Origin of the sequence: Streptomyces sp. cmx-18-6 (genome assembly GCF_046548915.1) — a bacterium.
In the GTDB taxonomy this organism is placed as follows: domain Bacteria; phylum Actinomycetota; class Actinomycetes; order Streptomycetales; family Streptomycetaceae; genus Streptomyces.
Window position 1 is genome coordinate 127,657 of sequence record NZ_JAEBEP010000012.1, and the last position, 15,018, is coordinate 142,674.

The 15,018-nt window shown below is 75.7% G+C and carries 1 protein-coding gene (only partly in view); it reads right to left on the minus strand.

The window, feature by feature from the left end:
* Positions 1-15,018 carry the 3' portion of an amino acid adenylation domain-containing protein gene (locus ACLJPL_RS26155; protein WP_411083388.1) on the minus strand. It continues 681 nt past the right edge of the window, so only the last 15,018 of its 15,699 coding nucleotides appear in the window; the start codon falls outside the window, past its right edge — the gene reads right to left on this strand; its stop codon occupies positions 1-3.

The window sequence follows — 15,018 nt, forward strand, 5'->3', positions numbered from 1 at the left end:
TCAGTGTCCGGCACGGTCGTCCCGCGGAGCGGCCGGCGAGACGCCGGTGGGACCCGTCCCCGGCGACTCCGCGTCCTGGGCCTCGCCCACGATCCCGGCGTCCGGCTCGGCAGCCGTACCGTCCGCTTCCGCCCCGCGCCGCAGCCCCGGGGCGAGGGCGGCGGCGGTGCGGTGCACGAAGACGTCCCGGGGAGAGACCCGCCACCCCTGCTCCCGCAACGCCCCCGCGAGCCGGACGGTGACGACGCTGTCGCCGCCGAGCGCGAAGAAGTCGTCGTCCGCGCCGATCCGGGGCAGCGCGAGTACGTCGGCCATCGCCTCGCACACCGCTTGCTCCCGCTCCCCCACGGGCGCCCGGCCCCGGACGGCCGCGCCGAAGTCGGGGGCGGGCAGCCTGGCGCGGTCGAGCTTGGCGTTCGCGGTCATCGGGAGCGCCTCCAGCAGCACCACGGCCGCCGGGACCAGGTGCGCGGGCAGCCGCCCGGTGAGCCAGGCCCGCACCTCGACCGGGTCCGGGGCGGTTCCCGGGCGCGGCACGGCGTACGCGACCAGTCGGCGCACCCCGTCGTCCTCCCGGGCCGTGACCACAGCGCGGGCCAGGTCCGGGTGGGCGGCGGCGGCCGTCTCGATCTCGCCCGGCTCGATGCGGAAGCCCCGGATCTTCACCTGGTCGTCGGCCCGGCCGAGGAACTCCACCGCCCCGTCGCGCGTCCAGCGGGCCAGGTCCCCGGTCCGGTAGAGCCGGCTGCCGTCGGCGGCGAAGGGGTCCGCGACGAAGCGCTCGGCCGTCAGGGCCGCCCGCCCCCGGTAGCCGCGGGCCAGCCCCGCGCCCGCGAGGTACATCTCCCCCGGCGTCCCCGGCGGCACCGGGCGCAGGGCCGCGTCCAGGAGGTACACCCGGGCGTTGTCCACCGGGTGGCCGATGAGCTGGCGTTCGCTGTCGCGGACCCGGGCCACCAGCGCGTCCACGGTGCCTTCGGTGGGCCCGTACAGGTTGACCACCTCGGTGTCCCGGAGCTCGCGGAGCCGGGCCCACTGCGTGTCGGGGACGGCTTCGCCGCCGACGCCGAGCAGGGGCAGCGGGCACCGGCCGCCCTCGGTGAGCCCGGCCTGCTCCAGCTGGGCCAGGACGGAGGGGGCCACCTCGATGAAGTCGACGGCGTGGGCGCGGAGATAGCGGTGCAGCCGCTCCGGGTCGCGCTGGACGTCCTCGGCCAGGACGTGCACGCAGTGGCCGTGGAACATCCACAACTGGGGCTGCCAGGAGGCGTCGAAGGAGAACGACCAGGCGTGCCCCACGCGCAGCCGGTCCCGGCCGGTCCGGGCGACGACCGGCTCGTACAGGGCCCGGCGGTGGCTGTGGAAGAGGTTGACCACACCGCGGTGGGTGATCACGACGCCCTTGGGGGCGCCGGTGGAGCCCGACGTGTAGATCAGGTACGCGGGGTGGTCGGGGAGCAGCGGGCGCGACCGGGTGCTGTCGGTGGGCGGTTGGTCCGGGCGGTCCGCGAGCGCGGCGAGGGTGGCGGGGTCGTCGAGGAGCACGGTGTGCGGGTGGGCGGTGCGGCCGGCGAGCGCGGTGGTGGTGACCAGGAGCGCGGGTGAGGCGTCGTCGAGCATGAACGCGAGCCGGGCGGGCGGGTAGTCGGGGTCCAGCGGCAGATAGGCGGCCCCGGCCTGGTGGACGGCGAGGATGCTGACGAGCATGTCCTCGGTGCGCGGCAGCATCAGCGCCACGACGTCCTCCGGGCCCGCGCCGCGCGCGACGAGCTCGTGGGCGAGGCGGGCGGCGCGGGCGGCCAGCTCCCCGAAGCTCAGGGTGGTGGCCCCGCAGACCACGGCCGGGGCCTCGGGGTCGCGGGCGGCCGCCTCGGCGAAGAGCTGGGGCAGGGTCTGCGCGGGGTGCGGGCGGGGAGCGGGGTTCCAGTCGTCCAGGATCCGGCTCCGCTCGGCCGGGTCGAGGGCCTGGACGCGGTGGACGGGGGCGTCGGGGCGGCTGCTCAGTTCGTCCAGGAGGTGGGTGAACCGGCGCATGAGGCCGCCCGCCTCCTGGGGGCCGAAGAGGTCGGGCCGGTATTCGAGGGTGAGGTGGCCGCCGGGTACGACGGCGAGGGTGAGCGGGTAGTGGGTGGCGTCGGTGTGCTCGCTCGCCGTGACGGCCAGGTCGCCCGAGCGCTCCGCGCGGCGCAGCCCGTCCCCGTCGACGAAGTAGTTCTCGAACACCAGGAGGGTGTCGAAGAGTTCACCGGCCCCGGCGATGCGCTGGATGGCGGCGAGGCCGAGGTGCTGACGGGCGGAGAGCCTGGACTGCTCCTCCTGGAGCCGGGCCAGCGCCTGCCGTACGGTGGTGGCGCGCCGCAGGTCGACGCGGACGGGCAGGGTGTTGATGAAGAGGCCCGTCATGCTCTCCACCTCGTCGATCTCCGCCGGTCGTCCGGAGACCGTCGCGCCGAGGATGACGTCCTCCCGGCCGGTGTGCCGGGCCAGCAGCAGGGCCCAGGCGAACTGGACCACGGTGTTGAGGGTGACGTCGGCGCTCCGGGCGAGCCCTTGCAGGCGTTCGCGGAGGACCTCGTCCAGCCGGTGCGGGATCCGGTGGGAGAGGACGGGCCGCCGGCCGGGGTCGGCGGGGGCGAGCAGGGTCGGCTCGGTGACTCCGTCCAGCGCCTCGCGCCAGGCGTGCTCGGCGGCGGGGACGTCCTGGGCGGCGCGCCAGACCAGGAAGTCCCGGAACGGACGCCGGAGGGCGGGCGGTTCGGCGGGCCCGGTCTCGGCCGCGTACAGCGACAGCAGTTCCTGGAGCAGGACGGGCACCGACCAGCCGTCGAGGATCGCGTGGTGGTTGGTGACGAGCAGGGCGTGCTCCCGCTCCCCCAGCCGGACGAGCCGCAGTCTGAGCAGGGGCGGCGTGGTCAGGTCGAAGGGCCGGGTGCGGTCGTCCTCGGCGATCGCGCGCAGCGCCTCCTCCCGCGCGGTGCCGGCGGCGGTCCTGAGGTCGCTCTCGCTCCAGTCGGGTGCGACGTCCGCCGCCACGACCTGTACGGGACGGCCGCCGGTGGTGACGAACGCGGTCCGCAGCCCGGGGTTGCGGTCGAGGAGCCGGGCCGCCGCCCGGTGCAGGGCGGTGGCGTCGACGTCCCCGGCGAGCCGCAGGACGAGCTGCATGGTGTAGACGTCGACGTCGTCGTCCGCCAACTGCGTGAGGGCGTACAGCCCTTCCTGGAGCGGGGTGAGCGGCCAGACGTCCTGGAGCGCGGGCGACCGCTCCTGGAGCCGGTCGATTCGGCGCTGGTCCAGGGGGACCAGGGGGAAGTCGGAGGGCGTGTGGACCGGGTCCGCCGGGATGTCGGCGAGGGTCTCCAGGGCCTCGCACCACAGGGTGAGGAGCCGTTCGGCGTCCTGTGCGGCGAGGATGCCGGTGGCGTACGTCCAGCGGGTGGCCAGCCGTGGGCCTTCGGGGCCGTCCATGGTGGAGGCGATGATCTCCAGGGGGAAGAGGACGGGCACGGTGTTGCGGGCGGGCCGCAGCGGGGGCAGCGCCTCGGGGGCGGGCGACCACGCCGCCGGTCCGGTGTCGGCCGCACCGCCGGGTGCGGTGAAGCGGCCGAGGTAGTTGAGCACCACTTCGGGGGTGCGGGAGGGGCCGGCGGGGTCGTCGAGGTGGTGGAGCAGGCCGTGGCCGATGCCCTGGTCCGGGGTCTCGCGCAGGTGTTCCTTGACGGCCATCAGCGCGCTGCGCGCGTCGCCGCCGCGCTCCGGCACCGGTGCGGGGAGGTCCGGGGCGACCGGGTACCAGCTGGTGAACCAGCCAACGGTGGTGGACAGTTCGGAGCCCGGGACGACGCTCTCCTCGCGCCCGTGCCCTTCCACGGCGATGACGTCACCGCCCCGCTCCCCCGCCCCGCGCTCCTCGCGCCAGCGCCCGAGGGCCAGCCCGGCCGCCGCCACCAGGACGTCGTGGACGGAGCCGTGCACGGCGGCGGGGACCCGGGTGAGCAGGGCCAGGGTGAGGGCGGGGTCCAGGGTGCGTTCCAGGTGGGCGACGGTGTCCTGGGTGTCCAGGGCCGGGTCGAGCGGGCGGGCCCCGAGCGCGGGCGCGGTGCGTTCTTCCCTGGCCCGCCAGACGGGGGCCTCCGCCCGGCGCGCGGGTGCGGCGGCCGCGTCGGCCAGGCCCAGGGCCCACTGCCGGAAGGAAGTGCCGTCGCCGGGCGGGGCGGGCGGGGCTCCGGCGAGGACGTCGGCGTGGGCGGCGGCCAGGTCGGCGGTGATGATCCGCCAGGAGACGCCGTCGACGGCGAGGTGGTGGATGACCAGGACCAGCCGCCCGCTGCGGCCCGGACCGTGGTCGCACCAGACGGCCCGCACCAACTGCCCTTCAGCAGGGTCGAGTTGGTCGACGGCTTCAGCGGCGAGCGAGGCGGCCCTTTCGACCGCGGCCGCGCTCCCGGGGAGGTCGGCGGAGCAGTCCGCGTGGAGGAGCACACGCGCCTCGCCCCCGGTGCGGCCGGCCGGCGGGGGAATGTGCAGCGCCTGCCGCCCGGGGTCGCCCACCAGGGCGGCGCGAAGCATCGGGTGCCGCTCCGCCAGCCGGCCGAGCGCGGCGGTCAGGGTGGCGGCGGTGGCTTCGGGCGGGGTCACGAGATGGGCGTACTGGTGCAGGCCGTCGATCGGCCCGCGCTGGAGCGCCCACCGCATGATGGGCGTCAGCGGAAGCCGTCCGGTGGCGTCGAGTCGCGGTACGGCGGTGGGTCCGGCGGTCGCGGCGGCGCGGGCGAGCGCGGCGGGGGTCTTGTGCTCGAAGACGTCCCGGGGCGTGATGACCACACCGGCCTTGCGGGCGCGGGCGACCAGCTGGATGGAGAGGATGCTGTCGCCGCCGAGCGCGAAGAAGCTGTCCCGCGCCCCCGCCTCCGGGATGCCGAGGAGTTCGGCGAAGAGGGCGGTGAGCAGCGCCTCCCGGATGCCGCGCGGGGCGACGGACGTGGCGGAGGCCGCGAGGTCGGGGGCGGGCAGGGCGGTGCGGTCGAGCTTGCCGCTGGGGGTGAGCGGGAGGCGGTCCAGGGTGATCAGCGCGGTGGGCGCCATGTGGTCGGGGAGCCGCCGGCCGCAGCGTTCGGTGATCTTTCGGTGGTCGGGCGTGGAGCCGGGGGCGGGGACCAGATAGCCGGTGAGGACGGGCCTGCCGGGCCGGTCCTCCCGCACCAGCACGGCGCAGGCCGCGATGGACGGGTCCTCGCCGATGACGGCCTCGATCTCGCCGAGCTCGACGCGCAGCCCGCGCAGTTTGACCTGGCCGTCGGTGCGCCCGACGTAGACCAGCGCTCCGTCCGCCCGGCGGCGGACGAGGTCGCCCGTGCGGTAGAGGCGTTCGCCCGGGCCGCCGTACGGGTGGGCGACGAAGCGGGCCGCGGTGAGGGCGGGCCGGCCCCCGTATCCGCGGGCGAGCTGCGGGCCGCTGAGGTACAGCTCGCCGGTGACGCCGTCCGGCACGGGGCGCAGCCAGGCGTCCAGGACGTGGACGCCGGTGTTGTCCACCGGGTGGCCGATCGGCACGGTGGAACCGGAGCCGGGGGTGCTCTCCCAGGCGGTCACGTCGATGGCCGCCTCGGTGGGGCCGTAGAGGTTGTGCAGAGCGGTGCGGGGCAGCGCCCGGTGCACGGCGTCGGCCAGGGAGCCGCTCAGGGCCTCGCCGCTGGCGATGATCCGGCGCAGGCCGGTGCAGTCGGCGGCCCGGGGTTCGGCGGCGAAGGCGGCCAGCATCGAGGGGACGAAGTGGAGCGTGGTGACGGCGTGCCGGATGACGGCCTCCGCGACGGCGGCCGGGTCGCGGTGGTGGCCGTCCGGCAGGACGACGAGGGTGCAGCCGGTGAGCATCGGCAGGAAGAACTCCCATACGGATACGTCGAATCCGGCCGGGGTCTTCTGGAGGACGCGGTCGTCCGGGGCGAGCGGGCGGTAATCGGCCATCCAGCGCAGCCGGTTGACGAGCGCCGCATGCGTGACCACGACGGCCTTGGGCCTGCCGGTGGAGCCGGAGGTGTACAGGACGTAGGCGGCGTGGTCGGGGCGGAGCGCCGGGTGGACCCCTGCGGGCTCGGCCGCCGCCAGACTGCCCCGTACGGCGTCGTCGTCGAGCGGCAGGACGGGCAGGCCGGTGGGGACGGGCAGACCGTCCAGCACCTCGGTCCGGCCGATCAGGAGGCACGGGTCGGAGTCGTCGAGCAGGTGGGCGATGCGCTCGGCGGGGTGCTCCGGGTCGACCGGCAGATAGGCCCCGCCCGCGCGTTGTACGGCGTGGAGGGCGACGACCAGGTCGGTGCTCCGGGGCAGGGCCACCGCGACCCGGCTCTCGGGCCCCACGCCCCTCTCCCGCAGCAGGGCGGCGAGCCGGCCGACGCGCCCGTCGAACTCCTCGTACGACAGGGTGCGTTCGCCGTCGATGATCGCGGGGGCGGCCGGCGTCCTGCCGTACCGCTCGGCGAGCAGCTCCGGCAGGGTGACGGGCGGCAGCGGGCGGTGTCGGCCGGTGGCCGAGGCGAGCACCCGGGCCCGTTCGGGGGCGCTGAGGACGGCGGCGCGGTGCACGGGCCGTTCGGGGTGGGCGACCAGGGCGGTCAGGAGGGTGACGTAACGGTCGGCCAGAGCCTGGGCCGTGGCGTGGTCGAACAGGCTGGTCTGGTAGATCAGCATGCCGTTGATCCCGCCCCCGCCGGGTCGTTCGGCCAGGGTGAACTGGAGGTCGAGCTTGGCGACTTCGGGGTCCGCGCTGAGGGGGGCGACGTCCAGGCCCGGCAGGGTGAAGGTCTCCTCGGTGATGTTCTGGAAGACCAGCATGACCTGGAAGAGCGGGTTGCGGGTGAGGGTGCGCTCGGGGGCGACCATGTCGACCAGTTGCTCGAAGGGCAGGTCGGCGTGGTCGAAGGCGGCCAGGTCGGTGTCCCGGACGCGGGCGAGGAGTTCGAGGAAGGTGGGCCGCCCGGCGAGGTCGGTGCGCAGGACCAGGGTGTTGACGAAGAAGCCGACGAGATCGTCGAACTTCTCGTCGGTACGGCCGGCGACCGGCGTGCCGATGGGGATGTCGGAGCCCGCGCCGTGGGCGGAGAGCAGGACGGCCAGGGCCGCCTGCGCCGCCATGAACACGCTGGCGCCGTTGCGGGCGGCGAGGGCCCGCAGCCCGGCGTGGAGCGCGGGGTCGACGGTGAAGGCGACGGTCGCGCCGCGGTGGGTCTCCCGCGCCGGACGCGGGCGGTCGTAGGGGAGGCTCAGCTCGTCGGGCGAACCGGCGAGCGCTTCTTTCCAGTACGCCGCCTGCCGGGCGACCCGGCTGGTGGGGTCGCCCTCGTCGCCGAGGACGTCGCGCTGCCAGAGGGCGTAGTCCGCGTAGTCGACGGGCAGCGGCTCCCAGTCGGGCTCGGTTCCGGCGGCGCGGGCGGTGTAGGCGGTGCGCAGGTCCTCGGTGAGGGGGCGCATCGACCATTCGTCGCCCGCGATGTGATGGAGCGTCAGGGCGAGGACGTGATCGGTCTCCGTGCGCAGCAGCCGGGCCCGGAGCGGGATCTCCTCGATGATGTCGATCGGGTGGGTGACCCGCGCCCGCAGCGCCGCGTCGAGATCCGCCTCGGCCACCTCCGTGACGGTGAGCCCGCAGGCGGCGCGGGCCTCGGCCTCGTCCAGGATGTGCTGGTGCGGCAGCCCCTCGGTGTCGGGGTAGACGGTGCGCAGGCTCTCGTGGCGGATGACGACGTCGCCGATCGCCCGGCGCAGGGCGTCCACGTCGAGGGCCCCGCCCAGGCGCAGGACGATGAACAGGTTGTACGTGGCGCTGGGGCCATCCAGGCGGTGCAGGAACCAGAGCCGGTTCTGCGCGAACGACAGCGGCAGCGGCCGGCCCGGTACGCGTTCGCGCCGCACCGGGACCGTACGGGCTCCGGAGCGCGGCAGCACCGTCCGGGCGAGCGCGGCCGGGGTGGGGTGCTCGAAGACGTCGCGCAGGGCGACCTCGACGCCGAGGGTCGAGCGGAGCCGGTTGGCGAGCTGCATGGCGAGCAGCGAGTGGCCGCCGAGCCGGAAGAAGTCGTCGTCGGGTCCGGCGTGGTCCAGCCCGAGCACGTCGGCGAAGAGCTCCCCGAGCACGGCCTCCCGGGCGTTCCTGGGCGCGCGGGTCCGGTCCCCGCCGGACGCCTGGGGTGCGGGCAGGGCCGCCCGGTCGACCTTTCCGTTGGGGGTCAGCGGCAGCGCGGGCAGCGGCACGAGGACCGAGGGGACGAGGTGGTCGGGCAGCCGTTCGGCGAGGTAGGGGCGCAGCCCGGTGGCCGTTCCGGTGACATAGGCGACCAGGCGTACGGAGCCGCCCGGATCGGGCAGGCCGACCACGACGGCGTCAACGACGTCGGGGTGCGAGCGCAGGGCGTTCTCGATCTCCCCGGGCTCGACCCGGTGGCCGCGCACCTTCAGCTGGTGGTCGGTGCGGCCGAGGACGCGCAGGGTCCCGTCCCGCTGCCACCGGGCGAGGTCGCCGGTGCGGTACATGCGGCTGCCGGGCCCGCCGTACGGGTCGGCGGTGAACCGGGAGGCCGTCAGGCCGCCGCGCCCGAGGTAGCCGCGGGCCAGCCCCGCGCCGCCGATGTACAGCTCGCCGGGAACGCCGGGCGGTACGGGGCGCAGCCCGGCGTCCAGGACCCGCAGGGTCGTGTTCCGCAGGGCGCGCCCGACGTGCGGATCGCCCTGTCCCGCGGCGAGTTCGGCGGCGGTGGACCAGACGGTGGTCTCGGTGGGGCCGTACAGGTTGACGAGCCGCCGGCCGCCCCGGGCGAGGCGGTCGGCGAGGTCGGCGGGGAGCGGTTCGCCGCCGCTCAGGACGCAGAGGCCGTCCAGGAGGCCGGGGGCGGCGTCGGTCAGGCCGCGCCAGAGGGACGGGGTGGCCTGGAGGTGGGTCGCGCCGGTGCGCTCGGCGAGGCCGGACAGCAGGACGGGGTCCAGGACCTGGTCGCGCCGGGCGAGCACGACGCTCGCGCCGGTGACGAGCGGGACGAGCAGTTCCAGGGCGGCGATGTCGAAGCTGACGGTGGTGACGGCGAGCAGCCGGTCGCCGGGGCCGGTGCCGAGGGTGTCCGCCATCGCGTCCAGGAGGTTGGCGAGGGCCCGGTGGGTGACGACGACGCCCTTGGGGTTTCCGGTGGAGCCGGAGGTGTGGATGACGTACGCGGTGGTCTCGGGGGCGGGGGTGATGCCGGGCAGATCCGGTACGGGGCCGGTGCCGGGCTTCCCCGGTGCGAGGCCGGGCAGATCCGGTACGGGGCCCGGCTCCCCCGGTGCGACGCCCGACGCGTGCGCTCCGGGCCCGTCGTCCGGCCGCGGTGAGGCTCCCGGGGCGGCCGGGCCGGGCCCGTCGTCCGGTTGCGGTGCGAGGACCGGTGAGTCGGGGTCGATGACGAGCAGCGGGTCGGCGTCGGCCAGCAGGTACGCGACGCGTTCGGCCGGGAAGTCCGGGTCGACGGGGACGTACGCGGCCCCGGTGGCGGAGACCGCGAGCAGGGTGGCGAGCAGGTCGGCGCTGCGGGGCAGGGCGACGGCGACCAGTTGTTCGGGGCGTGCGCCCAGGTCACGCAGTCGCCCGGCGAGCGTGGTGACCCGGGCGGCCAGAGCGGCGTAACTCCACTCCTCGTCGCCCGCGATCAGCGCGGTGGCGTCGGGCGTGGCGGCGGCCCGGTGGAGGAAGCGGCCGGCCGGGCCCAGCGGGGTGACGTCGTGGACCGGGCCGTCGAGGCGGGCCGTGTCGGTGGCGGCGGGGCCGATGGAGCCGGTGGGGCGCTCGGGCCGGTCGACGAGCTGTTCCAGGACCTGGCGCAACTGTGCGCCGATGGTGGCCGCCTGCTCGGTGGTGAGGAGGTCGGGGCGGTGGTCGAGGGCCAGGGCGAGCTGATCGCGGCCGGGCAGGGCGACCAGGACCAGCGGGTAGTGGGTGGCGTCGTGCCCCCGGGCCCCGGTGACGAGCAGACCCGCCCGCTCCTCGGTGCGGCGCAGTTGTTCGGCGTCCACGGGGAAGTTCTCGAAGAGGATGAGGGTGTCGAAGAGTTCGCGGTGTCCGGCGAGCCGCTGGAGCTCGGCGAGCGGTGCGTACTGGTGGTCCATCAGTACGGCCTGCCGGTCGCTCGTCTGCCGTACGAGGGCGGCGAGCGGCTGGTCGTGGCGCAGGGTGACGCGGGCGGGCACCGTGTTGATGAAGAGGCCGATCATCTCGTGCGAGCCGTCGAGGTCGGCGGGGCGTCCCGAGACGGTGACGCCGAACGTGACGTCGCTACGGCCGGTGAGCCGGCCCAGCAGGAGGCCCCAGGCGCTCTGGAGCACGGAGTTGACGGTGACGTCCTGGGCGCGGGCGAAGGCGTGGACGCGGGCCACGAGCTCGTCGGGCAGCGGGATCTCGACGCGCTCGGGGACTCCGGCGGGCAGCGCCGCCGCGTCGGGGACCAGGCGGGTGGGCCCGTCGATCCCGGCCAGCGCCTCCTGCCACAGCCGGGTCGTGGTCGCGCGGTCGCGGCCGGCGATCCAGTGGAGGTAGTCGCGGTAGGGGCGGGGGGCCGGTCCGGGGTCGCCCCGGTAGAGGGCGAGCAGGTCCCGCACCAGCAGGGGGCCCGACCAGCCGTCGAGCAGGATGTGGTGGGAGGTGAGGGCGAGGAGCTGGCGGCCCGCGCCCAGCCGTACGAGGGTGAAGCGCAGGAGCGGGGGCGCGGACAGGTCGAAGCCGTTGCGGCGGTCGGCGTCCAGGATGTTCCGCGCGCGCCCCTCGCGCCGGCCTTCGGGAAGGTCGGCCGAGGTGAGGTCGTACTCGTGGAGCGGGATCTCGGCGACGGCGGGGACGACCTGGAGCGGGTCCGCGTCCTGGCGGCTGTGGAACCCGGCCCGGAGGTTGGGGTGGCGGGCGAGGAGGGCGCGGCCGGCGGTGCGCAGCCGGGCCGTGTCGAGGTCGCCCTCGATCTCCAGCGTGGTCTGCGTGGTGTAGACGTCGGGCCCGTCGCCCTCGGAGCCGTAACGGGTCAGGAAGTACAGGCCGGCCTGGAGCGGGGAGAGCGGCAGCAGGTCGGTGAGCGGTCCGCGGGCTTCCAGGGCGTCGATCTCCTGCTGGGCGACCTCGACGAGAGGGAAGTCGCCGGGGGTGTGGCCGCCGGTCGCCGGGTCGTCCAGCAGGCGGCCCAGGGTGCGCAGGGCGGTGGTCCAGAGGTGGGCGAGGCGTTCGACGTCCGCCGGGTCCAGCAGGCGGTCGGGGAAGCTGAACCCGGCCTGGAGGGCGGGCCCTTGGGGTCCGTCGACGATGGAGGCGTTGAGCGTGAGCGTGTGCGACGCGGGCAGGGCGTCGTCCGCTCCCCCGCCGAGCGAGCCGGTCAGGGCGGGGCTCCAGGGGGCGGGCGGCCCGCCGCCGGGCCTCTCGTGGGGTGTGCCGAAGCGGCCGAGGTAGTTGTACGCCACCCGTGGGGCGGGCAGGGCGGCGAGGGTGGCGCGGGACTCCGGGTTGAGGTGGCGCAGCAGCCCGAAGCCGATGCCGCTGTCGGGGGCGGCGCGGAGTTGTTCCTTGACGAGCTTGAGGGCCGCCGCCGTCTCCTGGGCGCTCGCCGGGGCGTGGCCGCCGAGGTCGAGGCGTACCGGGTGCACGCTGGTGAACCACCCTACGGTGCGCGACAGTTCGGCGTCGGCGACGAGGTGGTCGGCGCGGCCGTGGCCTTCGATGTCGACGACCAGGGGGTCGGCGTCGCCGCGCCAGGCGGCGAAGGCCAGGGCGAGCGCGGTGACCAGGATGTCGTCGGGTCCGGCGTGGAAGCGCTCGGGCAGTCGGGTGATCAGCGGGCGGGTGTGCTCGGGGGCGAGCGCGACCGGGATCGTCCGCACCGTGGCGAAGGTGTCGCGCGCCGGGTCCACGGGCGGCAGCGCGGTGTCCGGGCCGGCCAGGACGGTGGTCCAGTGGGCGGCCTCCGCGACCCGCTCGGGGGTGCGGGCGGCCAGGGCCATGCTCTCGGCCCAGTCGGCGAACGCAGTCTGCACGGGCGGGAGTTCGACGGTGTGGCCGTGGCGCTCGGCTTCGAGGGAGGCGGCGATGTCCTGGGTGAGGATGCGCCAGGAGACGCCGTCGACGACCGCGTGGTGGATGAGCAGGGCGAGCAGGCCGCCGCGGTCGGGTCCCGCGTCCAGCCATACGGCCCGGAGCATGACGCCCGCGTACGGGTCGAGGCTCCGGGCGGCCTCACGGGCCCCGGCGCGCAGGGTGGCGAGGAGGTCCTGTTCGGCCTTCTCGACGGCATCGATCCTGATCAGCGGGGGCTGCTCGGGGTGGGCCCCGGGGGCCGGGATCTCCAGGGTGTGGTCGGTGAGCCGGGCCCGCAGGACGTCGTGGTGGTCCAGGACGCGGCGCAGTCCTGCGGTGATCCGGTCGGCGTCCGCGCCGGGCGGGGTGTGGAGCACGGTGGACTGGTGGTAGTCGGCGATCGGGCCGCCGCGTTCGACGAGCCCGCGCAGGATCGGGGTGAGCGGGGCGCTGCGCGCGGTGCGTTCGACGGGCGCGGCGGTGTCGTCGACCGTGCGGGCGAGGGCGGCGAGTTGTTCGACCGTACGCCGCTCGAAGACGTCCCGGGGGCTGAACCGCAGTCCTCGGCGGCGGGCCGCGCCGACGAGCTGGATGGCGGAGATGCTGTCGCCGCCGAGGGCGAAGAAGCTTTCCTCCACGCCGACTTCGGGCAGATGCAGCACTTCGGCGAAGAGGGCGGCGAGTTCCTTCTCGCGGTCGGTGCGCGGGGCCGTGCCGCCGTCCCCCGGTGCGGTGAAGTCCGGGGCGGGCAGGGCGGCCCGGTCGGTCTTGTTGGCCGGGGTGAGCGGGATCGCGTCGAGCAGCACGACGGCGGCCGGGACCATGTGGTCCGGCAGGCTCTCGGCGGCCCAGGCGATGACGTCGGCCGGGCGGGGGGTGCTGCCCGCCGCCGGGACGGCATGGGCGACCAGCCGGCGGATGCCCCGGGGGTCGGTCTGGCCGGTGACGACGGCCTGGGCGATGCCGGGGTGGGCGGTGAGGCGGGCCTCGACCTCGCCGGGCTCGACGCGGAAGCCGCGGATCTTCAGCTGGTGGTCGGTGCGGCCCGCGTACTCCAGCTCGCCCCGCTCGTTCCAGCGGGCCAGGTCGCCGGTGCGGTACATGCGGGTGCCCGGGGGGCCGAAGGGGTCGGCGACGAACCGGTCGGCGGTGATCAGGGGGCGGCCGAGGTAGCCGCGCGCAAGGCCGGGGCCCGCGATGTACAGCTCGCCCAGGACGCCGGGGGCGACCGGGCGCAGCAGGCCGTCGAGGACGTAGGCGCGCTTGTTGACGTCCGGGGGGCCGATCGGGACCGGCCCGCCGGTCCAGTCCGAAGGGACCTGCCAGGTAGCGGAGTTGACCACGGCCTCGGTGGGCCCGTAGGCGTTGAACAGCCGGTGGCGGCCCGCCCAGGTGCGGATGACCTCGGGGGGCAGGGCCTCGGTGCCGACGATGAGGCTCATGTTCTCGGGCAGGGTGGCGTCGAGCGGCAGGGAGGCGACGACGGTGGGTGGGATCACGGCCAGGGTGATGGCGGCCCGGCCGAGGAACTCCGCCAGCGGCGCACCGGCCCGCTCCTCCTCGGGGACGACCACGAGCGTGGCGCCGGCGAAGAGCGAGTTGGCGAGTTCGCAGAAGGTGACGTCGAAGCTCGGGGAGGCGAACTGGGTGACGCGGTCGCCCGGTCCGGTGGAGAAGCACGCGTGGGCCCAGGCGATCAGGTCGACGAGCGGGCGGTGTTCGACGAGGACGCCCTTGGGCCTGCCGGTGGACCCCGAGGTGTAGATCAGGTAGGCCCCGTGGTGCGGGCTCAGCGGTGACCGGCGGTCGGCGTCGGTCGGGTCGTGGTCCGGCAGGCCGGCGGGCAGCCGGTCGGTCTCGATGACCGTCGCCTCGCCCGACCAGCCCGTGGCGTCGGTGGCGGAGTGGGTGAGGACGACGTCCGCCCCGCTGTCCGCGACGAGCCCGGCGAGCCGTCCGGAGGGCTGGTCCGGGTCCAGCGGCGCGAAGATGCCGCCGGCCTTGCCGACCGCGAGCTGGGCCGCGTAGACGTCGGCGCCCCGGCGCAGGGCGACGCCGACGACGTCCTCGGGTCCGACGCCGGCCGCGACGAGGTGGTGGGCGAGGCGGTTGGCGCGGGTGTTCAGCTCGGCGTAGGTGAGGACGCGGCCGCCGTCGTCCACGGCGGGCAGGCCGGCGTGGGCGGCCGCCTGCCGTTCGAAGAGCTCGGGCAGGGTGGCGGGGGTGAGCGGGGTGGTGTCGGCGTTGAAGTCGGTCAGGACCCGGGTGCGTTCGGCGGGGGTGAGGAGGTCGGTGCGGGCGAGCGGGCGGTGCGGGTCGGCGGTGAACTCCTCGACCGCGCGCCGCAGTCGGGCGGCGACGCGGGCCGCATCGCGTTCGGTCAGGGCGTCCGTGCGGTAGCGCAGCCGCAGCACGGGGCCGCCGTCCTGGCCGGGGGCGGCGACCAGGGTGAGCGGGTAGTGGGTGGCGTCCTGGCCGGTGACGGCGGTGACCCGCAGTCCTGCGAACTCCTTCGCCTCCTCGGCTTGTTCATCGCCGTCCGCGGTGTCGACGAGGTAGTTCTCGAACACGCACAGGGTGTCGAAGAGCGGGCCGCCGGACCCGGTGAGCTTCTGGATCCGGGCGAGCGCGAGATGGTGGTGGGGCAGCAGCGCGGCCTGTTCGGCCGCCGTGCGGCGCAGCAGGCCCGCGAGGGTGTCGGTCCGCCGCAGCCGTACGCGTACCGGGAGGGTGTTGATGAACAGCCCCACCATGTGCTCGGCCCCGGCGAGTTCCGCGGGCCGTCCCGACACCGTGGTGCCGCTCACCACGTCCTGACGTCCCGTCATATCGGCGAGGACCAGCGACCACAGCGTCTGTACGACGACGGGCACGGTCACATCGAGAGCGCGGGCGGCGGCGACCAGGGCGGCGGCGGACCCGGGGCCCAACTCCACCGGCAGCGC